14 protein-coding genes and 1 pseudogene are annotated in these 19,174 nt (G+C 65.1%); 1 reads left to right on the top strand and 14 read right to left on the bottom strand.

Going from position 1 to position 19,174, the window contains the following annotated elements:
- Positions 1 to 5: 5 nt before the first annotated feature.
- The 9 genes from IVB07_RS24845 to hydA all read right to left on the bottom strand — a co-directional run bounded on the left by IVB07_RS24845 (position 6) and on the right by hydA (position 11,733).
- A complete protein-coding gene (locus IVB07_RS24845) occupies positions 6 to 1,607 on the bottom strand; it encodes an ABC transporter substrate-binding protein (protein ID WP_018458691.1) in 1,602 nt (533 codons plus the stop codon).
- Positions 1,608 to 1,748: 141 nt separating this feature from the next.
- A complete protein-coding gene (locus IVB07_RS24850) occupies positions 1,749 to 3,419 on the bottom strand; it encodes an ABC transporter ATP-binding protein (protein ID WP_018458690.1) in 1,671 nt (556 codons plus the stop codon).
- Complete coding sequence (locus IVB07_RS24855) at positions 3,416 to 4,264, bottom strand: ABC transporter permease (RefSeq protein WP_018458689.1); 849 nt, start codon at positions 4,262 to 4,264, stop codon at positions 3,416 to 3,418. The genes IVB07_RS24850 and IVB07_RS24855 overlap by 4 nt, the downstream gene beginning before the upstream one ends.
- Positions 4,261 to 5,295 carry an ABC transporter permease gene (locus IVB07_RS24860; RefSeq protein WP_007593101.1) on the bottom strand — a complete coding sequence of 345 codons (1,035 nt, stop codon included), beginning with the start codon at positions 5,293 to 5,295 and terminating at the stop codon, positions 4,261 to 4,263. Before IVB07_RS24860 ends, IVB07_RS24855 begins: the two co-directional genes overlap by 4 nt.
- Before the next feature lie 54 nt (positions 5,296 to 5,349).
- Positions 5,350 to 6,969 (bottom strand): ABC transporter substrate-binding protein, encoded by a 1,620-nt coding sequence (locus IVB07_RS24865; protein WP_026233638.1) that lies wholly within the window; start codon positions 6,967 to 6,969, stop codon positions 5,350 to 5,352.
- 119 nt (positions 6,970 to 7,088) lie between these two features.
- Positions 7,089 to 8,525 carry an NAD(P)/FAD-dependent oxidoreductase gene (locus tag IVB07_RS24870; protein ID WP_247766722.1) on the bottom strand — a complete coding sequence of 479 codons (1,437 nt, stop codon included), beginning with the start codon at positions 8,523 to 8,525 and terminating at the stop codon, positions 7,089 to 7,091.
- Positions 8,522 to 9,271: an SDR family oxidoreductase gene (locus tag IVB07_RS24875; RefSeq protein WP_018458685.1), complete on the bottom strand. Its 750-nt coding sequence runs from the start codon at positions 9,269 to 9,271 to the stop codon at positions 8,522 to 8,524. Before IVB07_RS24875 ends, IVB07_RS24870 begins: the two co-directional genes overlap by 4 nt.
- A gap of 1 nt (position 9,272) precedes the next feature.
- On the bottom strand, positions 9,273 to 10,247 hold the full coding sequence (locus IVB07_RS24880) for an NAD(P)-dependent oxidoreductase (protein WP_018458684.1): 975 nt from the start codon (positions 10,245 to 10,247) through the stop codon (positions 9,273 to 9,275).
- A 16-nt stretch (positions 10,248 to 10,263) separates the two neighbouring features.
- Positions 10,264 to 11,733, bottom strand: coding sequence for a dihydropyrimidinase (gene hydA / locus IVB07_RS24885; protein WP_026233637.1), 1,470 nt, complete (start codon positions 11,731 to 11,733; stop codon positions 10,264 to 10,266).
- Between the two features lie 56 nt (positions 11,734 to 11,789).
- On the opposite strand from hydA, the gene IVB07_RS24890 reads away from it, so the two are divergent.
- On the top strand, positions 11,790 to 12,452 hold the full coding sequence (locus IVB07_RS24890) for an aspartate/glutamate racemase family protein (protein WP_094183570.1): 663 nt from the start codon (positions 11,790 to 11,792) through the stop codon (positions 12,450 to 12,452).
- On the opposite strand, the gene IVB07_RS24895 is transcribed toward IVB07_RS24890, so the two are convergent.
- The 5 genes and pseudogenes from IVB07_RS24895 to IVB07_RS24915 all read right to left on the bottom strand — a co-directional run bounded on the left by IVB07_RS24895 (position 12,449) and on the right by IVB07_RS24915 (position 19,084).
- On the bottom strand, positions 12,449 to 13,117 hold the full coding sequence (locus IVB07_RS24895; protein WP_026233636.1) for a flavin reductase family protein: 669 nt from the start codon (positions 13,115 to 13,117) through the stop codon (positions 12,449 to 12,451). The genes IVB07_RS24890 and IVB07_RS24895 overlap by 4 nt on opposite strands.
- A 5-nt stretch (positions 13,118 to 13,122) precedes the next feature.
- Positions 13,123 to 14,055, bottom strand: a complete 933-nt coding sequence (locus tag IVB07_RS24900) for an N-carbamoyl-D-amino-acid hydrolase (protein WP_018458680.1) — start codon at positions 14,053 to 14,055, stop codon at positions 13,123 to 13,125.
- Between the two features lie 137 nt (positions 14,056 to 14,192).
- Entirely contained in the window at positions 14,193 to 15,488 is a 1,296-nt protein-coding gene (locus IVB07_RS24905; protein ID WP_018458679.1) for an aminotransferase class III-fold pyridoxal phosphate-dependent enzyme, read from the bottom strand.
- 10 nt (positions 15,489 to 15,498) lie between these two features.
- Positions 15,499 to 17,079 carry a hydantoinase B/oxoprolinase family protein gene (locus tag IVB07_RS24910; protein WP_018458678.1) on the bottom strand — a complete coding sequence of 527 codons (1,581 nt, stop codon included), beginning with the start codon at positions 17,077 to 17,079 and terminating at the stop codon, positions 15,499 to 15,501.
- Positions 17,076 to 19,084 (bottom strand): annotated as a pseudogene (locus IVB07_RS24915) (hydantoinase/oxoprolinase family protein). Before IVB07_RS24915 ends, IVB07_RS24910 begins: the two are co-directional and overlap by 4 nt.
- Between the last annotated feature and the right edge of the window lie 90 nt (positions 19,085 to 19,174).

Consider the following 19,174-nt stretch of genomic DNA (forward strand, 5'->3'; position numbering starts at 1 on the left):
CAGGGTCATGCGGATTTCGACACGCCCCAGAAGAACGGCAGCGGCCCTTTCGTGATGCCGGAGACGTTCTTGCGCCAGGCCGTGTAGCTGAGGAAGAAGCCGGTCGGCGCGTAGACGACGTCCTCGAGCGCGACCTTGTTGAGGCGAGCGACCGCGGCCTTCTCCTCGTCGAGGTTCTTGGCCTCGAACCAGGACGTGACCTCCTTCTCGGTGCCGGGGCTGCTCGGCCAGCCGAACCACGCCTTGTCGCCGTTGGCGCGAATGGCGGTGTAGGGCGCCGGATTGATGCAGTCCGAACCTGCATGCCAGGTGTGGAACATGTTCCAGCCGCCCTGCCCGGGCGGTGTCTTCTGCGCGCGGCGGGAGCCGACGGTGCCCCAATCGGTCGCGACGAAGTCGACATTCATGCCGAGCTTCTTCAGGAGATCGGCGGTCACATCGCCGAACGCCTTGGTGATCGGCTGATCCTGCGCCACCAGGCACGTCACCGGCTGGCCGGAATAGCCGCTCTCCGCGAGCAGCTTCTTGGCGGCGTCGAGATCGCGCTTGCCCTTCAAGACTTCGCCGCCCGCCTCGGTGTAGAGCGGCGTATCGGGCGTGAAGAAGCCCGGCAGCGACTTCCACAGCGAATTGTCGTCGCCGACGAGCGCACGCATATAGTCTTCCTGGCTCATCGCCATCAGCACTGCGCGCCGCGCCCGCACGTCGTTGAAGGGCGGATACAGGAAGTTCATGCGGAACGAGCCGACATTGCCGAGGGGATCGCCGATGTCGACGCTGATGTTCTTGTTCTTCTTCAGGACCGGGACGAGGTCCGCGATGGGGTTCTCCCACCAGTCGATCTCGCCGTTTTGCAACGCGGCCGCGGCGGTCGCCGGATCCGGCATCACGATCCATTCGACGCGGTCGAGCAGCATCTGCTTGCCGCCGGCGAGCCACGATGCCTTCTCCTGCCGCGGCACATAGTCGGCGAATTTTTCGAACACGGCTTTGGCGCCCGGGACCCACTCACCCTTGGCGAACTTCATCGGCCCCGAGCCGACATAATCGCCGATCTGCTTGAACGGGTCGGTCTGCGCAATGCGCTCCGGCATGATGAAGGCGCAAGGCGAATTGTTCTTGCCAAGCGCGTAGAGCATCTTCGGGAACGGCTGCTTCAGCACCCATTTGAAGGTGCGGTCGTCGACAGCGGTGAGTTCCTGCTGCAGCGCCTTGAGCATCAGCCCCATCGGATCGCGTGCCGCCCAGCGAGTGAGACTCGCAACGACGTCCTTGCTCAGCACCGGCTCGCCGTCGTGGAATTTGAGCCCCGGCCGCAATTTGAACGTCCAGGTGGTGCCGTCGTCGGTCACTTCCTCGGACTCGACCATCTGCCGCTGCGGCTGCAGCGCGGAATCGACGCCGTAGAGCGTATCCCAGACCAGCGCGGCGGCATTGCGCACGACATATTGCGTGCCCCAGATCGGGTCGAAATTGGCGAGATTTGCTTGCGGCACGAAGCGCAGGGTGCGCGCGGAGGCGCCTTGTGCGATCGCAGGGGCCGAGAGGCCGCTCAATGCCAGACCGCCCGCGCCGGCCAGTCCCTTCAATACGGTCCTGCGATCCATGAAATCCTCCCAATAGTGCCGTGATGCCGGCCATCGTTGGCCAAGAACAGGTGAAACCAGAGCTCATTGGCGTGCAAATGGTATGCCACTAACCAGACCTTCGCCAGCGCGATATCCGCACTAGCTGGGCCAGTCGAGACCTCAAAGCGCGGCCGCCAGCACCGGGCCGGTCTCGATATGCGGGATCGCCTCGACCAGCTTGCGCGTGTAGTCGGTCTTGGGATTGTCGAACAACGCCCGGCTCTCGCCCTGCTCCACGATGCCGCCATTGCGCAGCACGATGGTGCGGTCGCAGAGCATCCGCACCACGTTGAGATCGTGGCTGACGAACAGCAGCGCGATGTCGTTCTCGCGCCGCAGGCGGTCGAGCAGTTGCAGCACCACGGCCTGAACGGAGACGTCGAGCGCAGCGGTCGGCTCGTCCAGCACCAGAAGGCGCGGCCGGCAGGCGATGGCACGGGCGATGCCGACGCGCGCCTTCTGGCCGCCGGAGAGCTGATGCGGAAAGCGCGGCAACAGATCCAGCGGCAGCCCCACGCGATCGGCGCAGTCTTCCACCCGCTTGCGCAGCGCATCGCCCCCACGCATACGATCGAGCCGCATCAGGGGATGGGCGATGCAGTCGAAGGCGGTGAAGCGCGGATTGAGGCTCTCGTTCGGGTCCTGGAACACCATCTGGATATCTTTGCGGAACTGCGAGCGGTGAAAGTCGCGCGACGCCACATGGCCGATCGCCTGGCCGTCGAACACGATCTCGCCCTCGCTCGGGTCGATCAGGCGGCAGATCATGCGCGACGTCGTGCTCTTGCCGGAGCCGGATTCACCGACGAGGCCGACGCTCTCGCCGCCCGCCATCGTCATCGAGAAGTCCGCCACCGCCGCAGCGCCCTCGTCGAAGCGTTTTGCGAGCTTGCGCACCTCCAGCAGCGGCGGAGTCCCGTGGACGGGCTCCCGTCTGGGCCTGCCGATGACAGCCGCGTAGCCTTCCCGCTCCTCTTCCGTCACGAGGTCCGCGATCCCGGAGGTCGCGGTTGGCGACGCCGCCACCAGCCGCCTGGTATAGGCGTGCTGCGGCGCGCCGAAGAGCGTCCTGGGGCTTGCCTCTTCGACGATGCGGCCGCGTTCCATCACCGCGATACGGCGGCAATATCGCGCCGCTAACCCGAGATCGTGCGTGATCAGGATCGTCGCCATGCCGCGCGCGGCGGCAATCTCCGCCAGGAGGTCCATCACCACCTTCTGCGTGGTGACATCGAGTCCGGTCGTTGGCTCATCGGCGATCAAGAGCGCGGGATTGCAGGAAATCGCGATCGCGATCATGACGCGCTGGCACATGCCGCCGGAAAGTTCGTGCGGATAGGCGTTCATCCGCGTCTCGGGGTCGCGGATCTGGACGGCGCGCAACAGCTCCAGCGCTTCGGCGCGGGCGGCATCCTTCGATATCCGCTTGTGCGTGAGGATCGCGTCCGCGATCTGCAAACCGATCGCGCGGATCGGATTGAGCGCCGCCCGCGGGTTCTGGAAGATCATCGACATCGCGGCGCCCTGGAGCTGCCGGAGATCGTCACCCCTGAGTTTTGTGACGTCCTGCCCGCGAAACAGTATCTTGCCTGCGGTGACGCGGCCGGCCGCATCGAGCAGCCGCGTCGTGGCAAAACCGGTGACCGACTTACCAGAGCCGCTTTCGCCGACGAGGCCAAGCATCTCGCCGGCTTCGACCGTGAGCGTCACACCGCGCACGGCCTCGACCATCCCTCGTCGCGTCGAGAATTCGACGTGGAGGTCGTCGATCCTGAGCAATTCCTCGCTCATGTGCGCATGCGCGGATCGAGAATGTCCCGCATCCCGTCACCGAGGAGGTTGAAGCACAGCACGGCCATCATCAACGCGAGGCCCGGAAAGGCCACCAGCCACCACCGCCCCGTCGAAATGAAGCGCGCGCCCTCCGCGACCATGATGCCCCATTCCGGCGTCGGCGGCTTGATGCCAAGGCCGATGAAGGACAGGCCGGCGGCGTTCAGGATCGCCCAGCCGAGGTTGAGCGAGATCTGCACCGCCATCGCCGGCAGGATGTTCGGCAACAGGAAGCGCAGCACCACCGAGAAATGGCTCTCGCCGCAGGAACGCGCCGCCTCCACCCAGCCGACATTGCGCCGGACGTTGACCTCGGCACGGGCGAAGCGGATGTAGAAGGGCAGATTGATGATCGCGGTCGCAATCACGATGTTCTCGATCCGGTTGCCGAGCGCCGCAACCATCGCCATCGCCAGCACAAACAGCGGAAAGGCCATCATGACATCGACGAAGCGGCCGACCGAGCGGTCGAGCCTGCCGCCGGCATAGCCGCAGAACGAGCCCACGACGGCGCCGATGACGAAGGAGATGCCGACCGCCGAGACCGCGATGGCGAGGTCGAGCCGTGCCGCAACGACGAGGCGGCTGAACACGTCGCGCCCGAGCTGGTCGGTGCCGGCAAGGTGCGCCGCGCTCGGCGGCTGCAAGGCCTCCGAGACATTGGAGACGATGGGATCATAGGGCACGAGCCACGGTCCGAAGATCGCGACCAGGACGAACAGCAGGACACCGGCCGCGGCGACGCCGGTCAGCGGGTTGCCGCGCAAAATCCAGACCGAATGGCGGAGGGTTGCGCTGATCATCCGATCGACACCCTGGGATCGGCGATGCCGTAGCAGATATCGACGACCAGATTGACCAGCACGAAGATGCCAGCCATCAGCAGCACAAAACCCTGCACCGGCGCATAGTCGGACGACAGCAGCGCATCGAGCGCGTAGGAGGCGACGCCCGGCCAGGAGAACACCTTCTCCACCAGGACATTCGCGCCAAGCATGGTCGAGAACACGATGCCTGCAATGGTGATGACGGGAAGGATCGCATTGCGCAGCGCATAGGTGACGACGACCTTCTGCCAGGACAATCCGACGGAGCGCGCGGTGCGCACGAAATCGCTACCGAGCGAGACCAGCATCGAGGCACGTGTGATCCGCGCCAGCGGCGCGATGACGAACAGGGCCATGCTCAGCGCCGGCAGGATCAACTGCTTGCAGGCCGCCCACCAGCCTTCGATGTCCCCCGCGAGCAGGAAATCGATCGACAGGAACCCAGTGCGCTGCGGCGGCAGTGAGGTGAAGACGTCGATCCGCCCGGTCGGATCAGGCGCAAGACCGAGCAGATAGTAGAACACATAGATCAGCAGCAGGCCCGAGACGAAGGTCGGCACGCAGACGCCGAGCGCACAGAACAGCCGCACGCCGTGATCGACCAGCGATCCCGGTTTCAAGGCTGCGACCACGCCGAGCGGGACCGCCGCGATCAGCGCGATCAGCAGCGCCGTGAAGGTGAGCTCCAGCGAGGCCGGCAGCCGTTCGCGAAGGTCCTTCAGGACCGGCTGGCCGGTCATCATGGAGCGGCCGAGATTGCCGCGCCCGATATCGGACAGATAGAACACGAGCTGCTCCGGTACCGACTTGTCGAGCCCCATCTGCTTGCGGATCTGCTCGATCTCTTCCTTGCCGGCATTGGGCCCCGAGGCGAAGAACACCGCGGGATCTCCGGGGAGGACCCGCATCAGTAGAAAGGTGAAGACCAGCACGCCGAACAACGCCGGCAGCGACGACAGAAGCCGCCTCCCCGCCCGCGCCACCGTCGCACCAAGACCTGTCATCACCTTCAGAGCCTCTGGTTTGCAGACATGATTTCTTGCTCAAGTTACTTTTTGAAGTCACTTGCGGCTGACGTCGCGATAGTCGACCTGACGATGGAATTCATAGGTGTAGCCCTCGATCGACGAGGCCATCACGGCGTCCTGGTTGGGCTGCCACAGCGGGATCTGCGGCATCTCGCTGAAATGGATCGCGTTGAGCTTGCGGCCGGCTTCCTCGTACTTGGCCTTGTCGGGCTCGAAGCGCGCTTCCTGCGCGATCGTCGCCAGCTCCGGATTGTTGATCGAGCTGTAGTTCCAGCGCTGATTGCCGGTGTAGAAATTGCGGTAGAAGTAATCGGTCGAGGGCAGCCAGGCGACGATGCCTTCCGTGAACAAGGGCAGCTTCTTCTCGTTGATTTGCGTGGACATCTGCGCATCCGGCAGCTTCTGGATGTCGACCTTGATCCCGATCTTGGCAAGCGATTCCTTCACGAGGGCCGCCATCGGCTCGGCGGTCGAGGCCTGGCCGACGTTGAAGCTGAAGGTGGTCGAAAAACCCTCCGGGAGTCCAGCAGCTTTCAGATACTCCCTCGCCTTGTCGAGATCGGTCTTCACCGGCGCCTGGAACGGATAGATGCCGTTCAACGGCTTGCCATCCGGCCAAGTCGCACCGAACAGCGGGGCTCCGCGACCGAACAGGGCAGCCTTGAACATGTCCTCATAGGGCAGCGCGAAGGCGACGGCGCGGCGGACGTTGACGTTGTCGAAAGGCGGGATCTGGTTGTTCATCGAGACGAAGGTGATCGAATTGTATTGCGGCGTCGAGATCACCTTGAGCTTGCCCTTGACTTCGAGCGACTGCACGTCGCTGGCCTGGAGATCAACGACGAGATCGGCATCGCCACGCTCGACCAGATTGGCCCGGGTCGCGGGCTCCGGCACGGACTGCACGATCACGCGCTTGAAAAAGGCTGGCTTGTCGGGCGAGCCGCGGTTCCAGGCCTCGTTGCGCTTGATGATCACCTGCTCGCCGGGCTTGAAGCTCTCGATCACATAAGCACCGCTGCCGGCGGTGTGCTCCTTCAGCCAGGCCGTGGCCCATGGATCCTCTGGTGTCGCATGCTCCTTTGCGACTTTCGAGTTGATGATCAGCGGGTAGACGGTCGCGAGATTCGGCAGCGCGAGCTTGTCGGGTTTCGGCAGCGTCACTTCGATTGTGAGGGGATCGATCACCTTGAACTGGTCGGCCGACGTCAGCGATCCCGTCAGCAATTGCGCCTTGCCGAGGATCGGCGCGGTGACGCAGCGATCGAGCGACCATTTCACATCTTCGGCGGTCACGGGCGAGCCGTCCTGGAACTTGGCGTCCTTGCGCAGACGGAATGTCAGCTTCAGTCCGTCCGGACTGACGTCGTAGGATTCGGCGAGCTCGCCGGCGATCTTGTCGAGATCGAACACCCATTTGCCGTTGAGCTGCTTGCGGCCGAACGCCACAAGGCGGTCGTAAGTGCTCATGCTCAGTGCGAAGGATTCCCGCGTCGAGCCCGGGATGTTGGGATCGAGCGTGTTGACCGATGCACCGGTGACATAGCGCAGCGTCTCCACCCTGGTTTGCGCTTGCGCAGGCGCAGCGGCGACAAGCAGAAGCGCAGTGGTGGCGAGCACGGAGGATGCCATCCTGAAAGACACAAAACGCATTCGTTTTCCCCAAAATTTTCGACAAGAACGCCGACAGGACAGGTTAAGAAAGAAGCAAGTTGCGCGCCAGTCTCTTGATGCGCTCTTGTGGACGCTTTGTCGCGGCGGCGCATGGACGATCATCGCGATTCCTCCAAGTTTCGCGCTGCCCGCGTCACCACGGCCTGCGGCACGTCATAGGCGCGAAGCGAGGCCCAATGCCGTTCGACATCGGCACGAAACAGGCCGCGCGTCAGGCCATTCACCAGCTTCGGCGCCGCGGTCGTCATCGCGTTGATCGACGATCCCGACGGACCGAAACTCATGGTGGAGGCGATGGCGAAGAGATGGATATTCGAGATCCACGGCGTATCGCCCGCGACACGCTCGGTGAAGGCATAATCGTCTGCGAGATAGGGAAAGCGACCGAGCCGCGCGCTGCGCTCGCTCTCCGGGGGCTGGTAGCGGTCGGCCCAGGTTGCGATATTGCCGGCAAATGCGCGCAACTCGCCCCGGCCGGAAAAATCCATGTCGATGCCGGTGCCGCAGATGACGAAATCCGCAGGTATGGCGCCGCGCGGCGTCTGCAATTCCACACCACGATCGGTCTCGCGGGCCGCCTTGATCGGCGCGCCCTCGTGCAATGTGAAATTGGCGTGATTTGCGCAGCGATCGTAAGTTGCCTGCGGAAAGCCCTCGCGCATCTCGAGGATGGTGCGCATGAAGCGCCAGCGCCAGGCATCGTCGAGATCGCTGAAATGGCGCAGGAAGCCGCGGAAGGTCAGCCAGCGATAGGGCTGGATCAGCTGGATCTGCGCACGACGACACAGCAGGTGCACCTCCGCCGCGCCAGCCTCCAGCGCGGTTGCCGCATTGTCGAAGGCGGATGCGCCGGCGCCGATCACGGCGACGCGCTTGCCGCGAAGGTTTTCGAAGTCGATGTCGTCGGCGACGGTTGCGACCGAGCTCATGGGCAGATGGCTCAGCGGCTCGGGGATCATCCAGTTCCCCATCCCCTCCTGCCCCGTCGCAAGCACGATCTTGCGCGCATGGAGTGTCTCGACGCCATCGCCACGTTTCACGCGTGCGGCCAGCAAACCATCCCGCGCCGGCCGGATTTCCAGAAGCTCGCTCCCGTTGCGCACCGGCAAGCCGACTGTGCGCCGCAGCCAGAGCAGATACTCAGCCCAGTGGCAGCGCGGGATCAGGTCGAGTGTCTGCCAGCTCTCCGTGCCGAAGCGGGCCTCATGCCAGGATTGATAGGTCAGGCTGGGGATGTCGAGGTCAGGTCCCGTATAGTCCTTCGGGCTGCGCAGCGTCGGCATGCGGGCATAGGCGAGCCATGGCCCCTCCTTCCCCTCCTCGGCCTTGTCCAGCAGCAGGATGTTGCTGACGCGGGAGCGCAGCAGGCCGAAGCCGATGGCGATGCCGGATTGGCCGGCGCCGATCACGAGCACATCCAGCGCCGGCTTGCCATCCGGTCCCGTCTTCGGTTCGAGCCAGGCGGCACCGGGATGCGCGATCCGCGCGAGATCGGCGCGAACGTTCGCTTCCAGTTCTGTCAGCGCATCACTCATGCCGCGAGCCAGCCTCCGTCGACCACCATCACGGTGCCGGTCGTAAACGAGGAGGCATCGCTTGCGAGGTGGAGCGCGGCCTGCGCGATCTCATCGGCCTGGCCGAACCGCTTCATGGCATGGCGGTCGCGGGAGGCTTCGCGCACCTCGTCCGCATTGGCGTGGCGCGCAAAGCTGCGGCGAAGCATCGGCGTGTCGATCGCACCGGGCGCGATGGCGTTGACGCGAATGCCGTCCGCCGCGAAATCCACCGCCATCGTCCGGGTCAGGCTGACAATCGCGCCCTTGGCGGCGATATAGGCACTGTTGCCCTTGCCGCCGGCAATCGCAAGCTGCGACGCCAGCGTGATGATCGAACCGCTGTTCTGCCGCTGCATCTGCGGCACGGCTGCCCTCGCCCACAGCCAGGTGCCGCCGACATTGGTGCGGAACACCGCATCCCAATCGGCGGGGTCCGTTGTCAACACGGTGCCGCCACAGGAGAAGCCAGCGGCAGTCATCAGGATATCGAGCTGGCCGTGCCGTGCTACCACATCATTTGCCACCGCCTCGGCGAAATCGGCATCGCCGACGTCGCCAATATGCGTCATGGCCTCGCCGACCAAGCTCAACGTTTCCTGAAGTCCGGCTGGATCGCGATCGACCAGAGCAAGACGTGCGCCCTCTTCCGCGAACAGCTTTGCACTGGCGCGGCCGATGCCGGAGCCTGCGCCCGTGATGATGGCCGTGCGCCCCTGCAGCCGCATCTCAGATCCACTCCTTATGCTGCGTCAACCAGGCGCTCATCGCGGCCGCCGACTCGGCGCAGCCGAACTGCGCGCGCCAGCCGAATTCATCCGCCATCCGGTTCACCGACAGCGGCGCGCGATAGGGCCCATGCAGCTTGATGACGGTTTTCTCGCCGGGCGCCGCGACCCGGCACTCCAGGCCGGGATGCAACGCCGCAAAGGCCTCGCCCCATTGCAGCGCAGGCCAAAGTTCTCCGCGGGAGATGTTGTAGAGCCGGTGGCGCGGCCGCTCGGCTTCGATCAGCAGTGCGACGGCCTCGGCCGCATCCGGCGCGTAGATCCAGTCCCGCATGCCCGCTTCAGGCATGATCGCCGGCTCGCCGCGCGCGAACGCGGCCAAGATCTGGAACTGGAGGCTTGGCGTGTCGCGCACGGAACTCGGTCGCTCCCACGGTCCGAATAGCGCGCTCAGCCGCACATTTAGGAAATCACCGCCGAAGAGCTCGGCGTGACGCGCAACCGATCGCTCCGATGTGAACTTGCTGATCGCGTAGAACGAGACCGGATCGCAAGGCGTGTCCTCGTCCAGAATCTCGACCCGCGCGCCCGCGGCGCCATAGGCCGATGCCGAGGAGAGATTGACGACCCGGCGCACGCCATGCCGGATCGCGGAGAGCAGGATCGGGATCTGCGCCATCACGTTGATCTCGAGAACGCGCGCGGTCGATGCCCTCTCCAGTTCATCACCGGCGGTGATGGCCGCGCCGAGCACGATCGCATCAACTCCTTCGGCGATGAGGGCATCGATGGCATCTGCGTCGGTGATATCGCCCTGCACCGCTTTGAGCCGTGCGCCGTAGTCGGCAAGAGACCGCCGCGCGGATGGCGGCAACTCTGCACGGTCGTACAGCGTCACGTCATGGCCGCGCGCGAGCAGCGCCTCCGCAACATTGAGCCCGACAAAGCCGGTGCCGCCGAAGATGACGATCTTCATCGCGCGCGATCCACCGTCACAGTAGCTTCGCTCCGAAATTGCGCTCGGGATCCATGTCGGCCACGAGCCGCCCCGTCGGCATGGCCGCCTCGCCGCCGCTGCGTGCCAGGAACTGGCCGCTGCCTGCGCTCGCGAGGCACTTGTTGCCATCGATGATCACTCGGCCACGCGACAGCACCGACACCGGCCAGCCCTTCAGCTTGCGGCCTGCAAACGGCGTGTAGCCGGCAAGGTCGTGCATCATCTCATCGGCGATCTCGACCTCGCGATTAGGATCCCAGATTGCAATATCGGCATCGGCGCCGACCGCGATCGAGCCCTTGCGCGGATGCAGATTGTAAATCTTGGCCGGCGCCGTCGACGTCAGTTCGACGAACTTTTCCAGGCCCAGCCGCCCGTTCGACACCATCGCGTCGAACAGCAGCGGCAGGCGCAGCTCCAATCCCGGCAGGCCATTCGCGACCTGCTTGAAGTTCGGATTGGGGCCGGCGCGCAGCTTGCCGGTCTCGTCATAGCGATACGGCGCGTGATCCGACGAGATGGTCTGGAGATCGCCGAGCGACAGCGCCTGCCACAGCGCCTCCTGGTCTGAATGCGTCCGCGGCGGCGGGCTGCACATCCACTTGGCTCCTTCCACCTCGGGCTTGTCGAGATCGGCTGCGGTGAAGAACAGGTATTGCGGACAGGTCTCGGCAAACACCTTCAACCCCTGCCCGCGCGAATCGCGGATCACCTTGGCGCCTTCGGCGGTGGAGACGTGGAAGATCATGATGGGCTGGTCGATCAGCGCAGCCATGCCGATCAACCGGGTAAAGGCTTCCGCCTCCGACACGCGGGCGTGGCTGACGGCGTGATATTTCGGCATTGTGTAGCCGCGCGCGAGCAGGCGCTTCACCATCCAGGCGATGATGCCGTGGTTTTCGGCATGGGCGCACAACATCGCGCCGGACTGGCGCGCGGCAAGAAGGATGTCCAGCAGCGGCTCATCATCCACCTTGAGCCGGTCGTAGGTCATGAAAATCTTGATCGAGGCGTGGCCCTGCTTCACCAGCGCCGGAATGTGCTCCTCGACCGTTTCCCGGGTCGCATCCGCAATGATCATGTGAAAGGCGTAGTCGATCACTGCGCCCTTCTTGGCGAGGGCGTGATAATCCTCCACCACCTGCGGCAGCTTCATGCCGACATGCTGGGCCGCAAACGGGATCACCGTGGTCGTGCCGCCGAAGGCCGCCGAGACGGTCGCGCTCTCGAAGGTGTCGGCGTTCATGATGCCGGCAGCGGACAATTGCTCGATATGGGCGTGGCTGTCGACGCCGCCGGGTAGAACGAGTTTCCCGCGCGCGTCGATCTCGCGCTTCGCAGCCGGAAGCCCGCGGCCGATAGCGGCGATGGTCTCACCGGAGATGGCGACATCGGCTTCAAAGACGTCGGTCGTCGTCGCGACGCGCCCACCGCGAATGATCAGGTCGTAAGCGGGTTCAGTCATGAGGCACTCCATGATAGGCTCAAGTTAAGTGATCGAAATTTTGCAGGAAGACCAGCATGTCCCGACCGCGCATTCTCGTCATCAATCCAAATTCCAACCCTGCGGTCACGCGAGGGCTGGAGGACGCGCTGAAGCCGCTCGGTTTCGAGGGCGGGCCGGAACTGGTCTGCCAGACGCTGGCCGAGGGTCCCTTCGGCATCGAAAGCCAGGCCGATGTCGATGGCGTCGCCATGCCGCTGCGCCGGCTGGTCGAGGGCGACAACAGCTCGGCGGCCTTTGTCATCGCCTGCTACAGCGATCCCGGGCTTCAGGTCTGTCGCGAAGGCACCGACCGGCCCGTGTTCGGCATTGCCGAGTGCGGCGTGCTGACCGCGATGGCCCGCGCCGAGACCTTTGGCGTCATCGCGATCGCCCAGCGCTCGATCCCGCGTCACATGCGCTATCTCAGGCAGATGGGACTGACCGAACGTCTTGCCGGCGAGCGGCCGCTCAACATGAGCGTCGCGGAAACCGCCTCGGGCGAAGGCACGCTGGCCAAAATGATCGAAATCGGCCGCGCGCTGCGCGACGAGGACGGCGCCCGTGCCATCGTGATGGGCTGCGCCGGCATGGCACGGCACCGCCGCCCGCTGGAAGAGGCGCTCGGCATTGCCGTGATCGACCCGACACAGGCGGCCGTCACCATGGCGCTGGGTACGGTGCAGTTCTCGAACCACTAGGCGTCCTTCAGCTCTTTGGCGTCCTGCCGCGCGAGCCATTGCGCGTGGCTCTCCCGGACAAGCGCGAACGTATCCCGCTGCGTCGTGTAGAGATTGCCGAACATGCGGCCGATCGGCCGGTAGGCGTCGAGATCGACATACATGTTGGCCTCGTCGACGAGGCCCTCGCGGGCGTGAACCCGGAGCACCTCGCCGACCAGCAGTTCGCGATCGGGCGAAAAATTTAGGGCGACATGGCGCCGGCATTCGAGCGCAAAGGGTGCCGCGGCGAGGCGCGGCACCTTCACGTCTACAGAGGGAAGCGTCGCCAGCCCTGCCGCGGCGACCTCGCTGTCACCGGACGGGAAATCGACCGCGCAGTCATTCATCGCCGCGGAGAGCGCCTCATCAACCATGTGAACGACGAACTCGCCGTCGCGATGGATGTTGCGGGTGGTGTCCTTCGGGCTGTGATCCGGCTTGTGCTGAAGCCCGAGCACGATCAGCGCCGGAGTCTCCGAAAACACGTTGAAGAAGCTGAACGGCGCGGCGTTGACCGCCCCGTTGGCATCGAGCGTCGTCACCAGCGCAATCGGCCGCGGCACCACCACGCCGCAGAGCAGCTTGTAGCGGTCGCGCGGATCGAGCTCGCGCAAGGATATGCCGGATGTGCTCTGGCCAGTCATCGACGTCACGTCTCCGGCGGCGGCACCGCGCCGGTACGGCTGGTGATCAGGCCGTAATGCTCGATGCGGCGGTGCTGCGCGAAATTGAAGATCGTGGTCTTGCCGAAGGTGGTGGCATCGAGGTCGCAAGGATGGACCAGCAGTTCGTCCTCCTCCGTCTTCGCTTCGGCGACGATCTCGCCGTTGGGATCGACGATCAGGCTGCCGCCGAACAGCGGGTGTCCGTCCTCGTTACCGGCCTTGGCCACCGCGACAACCCAGGTCGCGTTCTGATAGGCGCCGGCCTGCGCCGAGAGGCGGTTATGGAACAACCGTTTCTCGACGCCTTCATCGCTCCTCTCCGCATTCACCGACGGCGTGTTGTAGCCGATCAGCACCATCTCGACGCCCTGCAGGCCCATCACGCGATAGGTCTCGGGCCAGCGCCGGTCGTTGCAGATGGCCATGCCGATGATGCCGCCCAGCTCGCGCCAGACATTGAAGCCGAGATCGCCCGGCTCGAAATAGCGCTTCTCCAGATGCTGGTGCGAGCGCTTGGTGTCGTATTCCACATGGCCCGGCAGATGGATCTTGCGATATTTGCCGACGATCTTGCCGGATTTGTCGGTGAGAACAGCAGTGTTGAAATGATGCCCGTCCGGCGTCAGCTCCGCATAGCCGAAATTCATCGCCATCTGGTGCTGCGCCGCGCGCTCGAACAACGGTTTCGTCGCCGCGTTCGGCATCTCGCGCTCGAACCAATTGTCGAACTCGGCCCGGTCCTCCACGTACCAACGCGGAAAGAAGGTCGTGAGCGCCAGTTCCGGATAGACGATTAGGTCGGCGCCCTTGCTCTTGGCCTCATCCATCAGCGCGATCATGCGCTTGACCACGGCCTCGCGGCTGTCCGCTTTCTGGATCGGGCCCATCTGGGCGGCGGCAACATTGACGATACGCATCAGCGATTTCCTGGTGATGTCTTTGAGCTAAGCTACAGTTTCAAGCACGTGCCGGCGCGCGCAGCATAACGCAGCATCGCCCGGACTTGCCAGCCGGCGCCTGCACATCGGCATCGTGTGCGCTGCACGCTCCATCCTCATGTCTGCTCCTCATCCGCAATATCGAGACCGTGGTCCAGCGCGTCCAGAAGCTGCCCGGCCTCATGCTCGGAAATCACGAGTGGCGGCGCGAGGAACAGGGAAGTCTGCTCGCCGCTGGTCCCGATCACGGCGCCCGCCTCCAGCGCCCGCTCCGCGACGCGCGAGGCAATCGGCACCTCGGTGGTGTCGGCATGCCAGGAGCGCCAGTCCGGCCCGTGCAACTCCACGGTCCAGTGCAGCCCCTGCCCCGCCAGGCGCTGCACGCTTGGATGTTTCTGCGCGATGGCCAGAAGGCGGCGGGTGAACAGCTTTTCGAGACCCCTGACGTGCTCCAAAATCTCGTCATCGCTGATGACTTTCAGATAGGCGCTGACGGCAGCCATGCTGATGGGATGCCCGCGCAACGTGCCGTAATTCTGCCAGCTCGTGCCCTTGAGCCGCTCGACGATGTCTTTCGACACCACGACCGCGGCAACCGCCGCCGCGCCACCGCCGAGCGATTTTCCGAGCGTCACGATATCGGGACGACTTTCGGCTCCCTGGAACGCGAACCAGCGCCCGGCACGGCCCGCACCAGTCACCACTTCGTCGGCGATCCAGTAGGAGCCGGCCTGCCGCGCGCACCGCGCCACCTCGTCCTGATAGGCGCCATCGTAGTAGATGCCGCCTTGCGTGTAGTCGATGATCGTCGCTGCCGTATCCGAAAGCAGGCGCGTGGCATCGGCCAGATATTCGCTGGGGGGAACATTGTTGGCCGGCGCGCCGTAGATCGCGCCCTGCGGCGCCGGCAATATCCGCACCGGCGCCATCGGCGCCGGCAGCTTCGAGCCGCCTGAGTGCACCGCGAGGCCGCCATGCCATTGCGGCTGCACGGTCATGCTGCGCGACAGGCCCGTAATGCCGTGATAGGCGCGTTCGCGCGTCGCCAGCGCGGACCGCTGCGTCAGGGCCTGACAGAGCGACAGCGCCATGTCATTGGCCTCGCTGCCGCTGATGCAGAAGCGCACCGCACCGACCCAATCGTCTTCGCCCTTGAACGCGGTGGCCATCAAGTCGTCAGCCGCCTGCTCGCGGCCGACCCAGGTCCAGCCCTCGTTCACGACGGGCGTATCCGCGGCGCGGCGGATCGCCTCCACCATCGCGGGATGACGATGTCCGAGACCGCCGCCGGTGTTGCTGCCGTCGATGAGCTTGCGACCATCCGAGAGATGAAAATAGACGCCCTCGCCGCCGACCACGTCCATGGGCGCGCTGTCGCCGGCATTCAGCCCGGTTCGCAACAATCTGCTCATTGCAATCCCCTCATTCCGCAGCCTCGGCGCCGTAGCCACCGCCACCACAGGTCTCGATCGTGACGAGATCGCCTTGCTGCAGCACCAGGTTCGACTTGCCGTCGATCGCGACGTTCGCGCCCTGCCGGATCAGCGAGATGCGGCAGGCCTTGCCGGGCTTACCGCCCTGCATGCCGAACGGCGCCATCACCATGCGCTCGATGCAGGTGGTCAGATGGATTGAGGGTGCCAGGATGCGATAGCTACGAATGACGCCGTCCCCGCCGCGATGGGCGCCCGCGCCGCCGGACTGCCAGCGAATGGCCTGCTGCTCGATTTGGATCGCGTAATTCGCCTCGATCACCTCGACCGGCGTGTTTGAGGTGTTGGACAGATGCACCCGCGTCGCCGAGATGCCGTCGCGATCATGCCGCGCGCCCTCGCCACCGCCGTGCACCTCGTAAAGCATCTTCCACGAACCGTTCTGCCGCGGTTCGGCGAAGAAGAGGACGCCCGCCGTGGTCGCCCCGCCCGCAGACAGGCGCTCCGGAATAGTGTCCTGCATTGCCCGAAAAATCGCATCGACGATGCGCATCGAGGTCTCATGATTGCCGGCAGCAACCGAGGCATTCCAGCCCGGCTCCAGGATCGAGCCAGGGCGCGTGATGATGGTCAGCGGCCGCAACGCGCCCGCGTTCTGGTTCATGTCGCGCCCGCTCATGATGCGCGCGGCATAGGCCACCGCCGAGCGCGCCATGAACGGCGTCGTGTTGCAGAAATTCGAGACGCGGTCGCAGCTTCCTGAAAGATCGAAGGTCGCTTCGTCGCCGGCGATGGTGATCTTGACATGAATGCGCGCGGGCGCGTCGTCGACGCCGCCGTCGTCCAGATAGTCCTCACCCTCGTAGACGCCATCAGGCAGATCGCGCAACGCCTCGCGCATCTCGATTTCGGAGAGATCGTGCAGGCGCGACTGCGCCGCCGTGAAGACCGCCTTGCCGTGCTCGCGGCAGAGCTCGACGATGCGCTTCTCGCCGGCTTTCGTTGCGGCGATCTGTGCGAGAAGATCGCCCTCGCAGGATTCGGGATCGCGAACATTGGCCTTGAGCAGCTGCACGATCGACGTATTGACGCCGCTTGCCGTGGCGATCAGAACCGGCGGAATGCGCATCGCCTCCTGGAAGGTGTCGATGGCTTTCGCAAAATAGCTGCCGGGCCAGGTGCCGCCGATATCGGGCCAGTGTGCGAGGCTGACCGCGAACGCGACGATCTCGCCATCGACGAAGACGGGCCGCACGACCTTGACGTCGTTGAGATGATTGCCGCCGAGCGGGCCGACATTGTAGATCAATGCGTCGCCGTCGTTCAGGCTGTCGCGCGGCACCACTTTCAGCAATTCGAGGACCGTGTAGGCCATCGCGCCGAGATGGATCGGGATGTCGCGGCCCTGCCCGACCAGGTCGCCGCGGGCGTCCGTGATCGCCGACGACAGGTCGCCGGCCTCGCGCAGCAGCGGCGAGCGCGCCGAGCGCGTCATCACCAGGCTCATTTCCTCGGCGGCGGCCGAAAGCCCGTGCCGGATGACTTCGACGACGAACGGATCGAGCTTCATGCGGCCCCCCGCGTCAGGAACAGATTGCCTGAAACATCAGGCCTCGCCTGCCAGCCGGGCGGGACCACCACGGTCGACCATGCGTCTTCAATGATGGCCGGGCCGCTGACGATTTCGGTCAGCGAGGCACGGTTGATGATGCTTGTGGCGATGTCGTGAAAGCCATCGAACGAGCAGATGCGCTCGCCTTTGGAGACCGTTCTGACCGCGATGGCCGGCCGGCTCACGACGGTCGTCGATGGACGGCGCGCCTGCACCCGCACGGACTCGATGACGCAGCTCTCGCCCGTCGCATAGCCGAACAGCTCGTGGTGCCGGGCCAGAAAATCCTTCTTCAGCGTGATGACGTCGAGCGGTCGCGCGAACGGCACCGGAATGGCGTCGTTCTGCGCCGCGTAGCGCATCAAGGCCACCAGCTCGATCTGAATCTCGGTCGCGGCAACCCCGTTGGCGATCAGCGGCGCCGAGGCATCGTCGATCAGCACCCCGATCCGCTCCGACACACGGGCGAGGTCGATGCCATCGAGCGCAGCGCGCAGAGTTTGCTGCTGGAGGAAGCTGAAATCGGCAGTGAGACAGCCCAGTGCCGAAAACGCACTCGACGCGCTGGGAACGACGACCTCGGCAATCCCGTAGAGATCTGCAAGGCCCGCGGCATGCATCGGGCCACCACCGCCAAAGGCGAGCAGCGTGCAGTCGCGCCCGTCGATGCCGCGCTCGACGGTGACGCGGCGGAGCGCGCGCGCCATTGTCGCGTTCGCGACCTTGATGATGCCGAGCGCGGTTTCGGTCAGGCTCAGCCCCAGAGTGCGCGCGATCGGCGCGATGACATCACTGGCTGCCTTGATGTCAATTCCGATCCGGTCGCCGAGTTTGGCGTCCGGATTGAGATAGCCGAGCACGGCGTTGGCATCGGTGATGGTCGGCTCGGTACCGCCGCGGCCGTAGCAGGCCGGTCCAGGCTCGGAGCCGGCGCTTTCCGGTCCGACCGTCAGGCCACCGGAGCCGTTGCGCACGATCGAGCCGCCGCCCGCCCCGATCGAGTGCACCGCGAGCATCGGCTGGCGCAGCGGCTTGTCGCCGAGCATGCGGCCGTCGGTCATCTCGGCCTGACCGTCGACGATCAGGCACACGTCGGTCGTGGTGCCGCCCATATCGAACGTCAGCATCCGGGACGTGCCGAGCTGGCGCGCGATGCTGACCGATGCGGAGACGCCGGCCGCGGGGCCCGACATCGCCATCACCAGCGGCCGCCGCTTCACGGCCGAGATCGGCACCATGGCGCCGGCCGAATGAAACACCTGCAGGCCGGGACCGATCGGCAGCCGCAGCTCCAGTTCGCTGAGATATTCCACCGCAATCGGCATCGCCGCGGCGTTGAACACGGTCGCCGAAGTCCGCTCGTATTCGCGCGCCTCGGGATTGACCTCGTGCGACAGCGAGACGTGGGCAACGACGCCCTTGAGCCGCTCGCCGAGCATCTTCTCGTGCACCGGATTGGCATAGGCATGCAGCAGCGCGACCGCGACACTCTGCACGCCGGTCCCCTTCAGCCAGGCCACCAGACGCTCGATCTCCGCGTCATCCAGCGCCTTCAGCACCCGGCCCTCGTGATCGAGGCGCTCAGCAAGCCCGAAGCATCGTTCCGGCGGCACCAGCGGCAGCGATTTTGGCGGGACGTCGAGACGATAGAGATCGCGGCGGCGATAGCGCGCGATCTCCAGCACGTCGGCAAAGCCTTCGGTCGCCACCAGTGCCACTTTCGGCAGCCGTCCTTCGACGATGGCGTTGGTCACGCGCGTGGTGCCGTGGACGAAGCGCTTGACCTCGCTCTTGCGCAGGCCGACCGCCTCGTCGCCTCCAGCATCGCCTGAACCGGAGCTTGAGGTCGCGACGGCACCTTCGCGATCCGTGCCTCCGCGGGGGAGTGTCGGATCGCGATGATGTCGGTGAAGGTGCCGCCGATATCGGTGCCAACTTCCCAGTGATTTTCGTCAGTGCTCATGTGTGGGTCAGCTGCGGACGACATTCGAACCGGACGCCGGGTGGTTCCCGTCCTTCGCGAGGTTCAATCGCAAACCGAGAGCGCTCATCA

The organism is Bradyrhizobium sp. 172 (assembly GCF_023101065.1).
Taxonomy (GTDB): domain Bacteria; phylum Pseudomonadota; class Alphaproteobacteria; order Rhizobiales; family Xanthobacteraceae; genus Bradyrhizobium; species Bradyrhizobium canariense_D.

Excerpts from the sequence above, each read along its gene's own strand:
- IVB07_RS24845 (WP_018458691.1), bottom strand. The coding sequence starts at position 1,607 with ATGGATCGCAGGACCGTATTGAAGGGACTGGCCGGCGCGGGCGGTCTG.
- IVB07_RS24850 (WP_018458690.1), bottom strand. The coding sequence starts at position 3,419 with ATGAGCGAGGAATTGCTCAGGATCGACGACCTCCACGTCGAATTCTCG.
- IVB07_RS24855 (WP_018458689.1), bottom strand. The coding sequence starts at position 4,264 with ATGATCAGCGCAACCCTCCGCCATTCGGTCTGGATTTTGCGCGGCAAC.
- IVB07_RS24865 (WP_026233638.1), bottom strand. The coding sequence starts at position 6,969 with ATGCGTTTTGTGTCTTTCAGGATGGCATCCTCCGTGCTCGCCACCACT.
- IVB07_RS24870 (WP_247766722.1), bottom strand. The coding sequence starts at position 8,525 with ATGAGTGATGCGCTGACAGAACTGGAAGCGAACGTTCGCGCCGATCTC.
- IVB07_RS24875 (WP_018458685.1), bottom strand. The coding sequence starts at position 9,271 with ATGCGGCTGCAGGGGCGCACGGCCATCATCACGGGCGCAGGCTCCGGC.
- IVB07_RS24880 (WP_018458684.1), bottom strand. The coding sequence starts at position 10,247 with ATGAAGATCGTCATCTTCGGCGGCACCGGCTTTGTCGGGCTCAATGTT.
- hydA (WP_026233637.1), bottom strand. The coding sequence starts at position 11,733 with ATGACTGAACCCGCTTACGACCTGATCATTCGCGGTGGGCGCGTCGCG.
- IVB07_RS24890 (WP_094183570.1), top strand. The coding sequence starts at position 11,790 with ATGTCCCGACCGCGCATTCTCGTCATCAATCCAAATTCCAACCCTGCG.
- IVB07_RS24895 (WP_026233636.1), bottom strand. The coding sequence starts at position 13,117 with ATGACTGGCCAGAGCACATCCGGCATATCCTTGCGCGAGCTCGATCCG.
- IVB07_RS24900 (WP_018458680.1), bottom strand. The coding sequence starts at position 14,055 with ATGCGTATCGTCAATGTTGCCGCCGCCCAGATGGGCCCGATCCAGAAA.
- IVB07_RS24905 (WP_018458679.1), bottom strand. The coding sequence starts at position 15,488 with ATGAGCAGATTGTTGCGAACCGGGCTGAATGCCGGCGACAGCGCGCCC.
- IVB07_RS24910 (WP_018458678.1), bottom strand. The coding sequence starts at position 17,079 with ATGAAGCTCGATCCGTTCGTCGTCGAAGTCATCCGGCACGGGCTTTCG.